Source organism: Kineosporia sp. NBRC 101677 (genome assembly GCF_030269265.1).
Taxonomy (GTDB): Bacteria; Actinomycetota; Actinomycetes; order Actinomycetales; family Kineosporiaceae; genus Kineosporia; species Kineosporia rhizophila.
Map to the genome: position 1 here is coordinate 1 of NZ_BSTA01000068.1, position 255 is coordinate 255.

1 pseudogene is annotated in these 255 nt (G+C 69.0%); it reads left to right on the forward strand.

Annotated features, from left to right (window positions below):
* Window positions 1-255: pseudogene (locus QSK18_RS35780) on the forward strand (FAD-dependent oxidoreductase); the annotation flags it as partial.

Consider the following 255-nt stretch of genomic DNA (forward strand, 5'->3'; position numbering starts at 1 on the left):
CCGGATTCACCGTCACGGTGGTGGAGAGGGCCCCGGCGGTGCGCGGAGGTGGCTATCCGATCGATGTGCGCGGAACGGCCGTGGAGGTGGTGCGCCGCATGGGGCTGCTTCCGGAACTGCTGAAGGTTCAGACTGATTCGCGGCACCTGACGTTTCTCGGTCCTGACGGTGGCACCGTCGCTGTGCTCGACCCGCATGCAGTGGCCGGCAGTGTGGCCGGGCGGGATCTGGAAGTTCGCCGGGGCGACCTGGCCG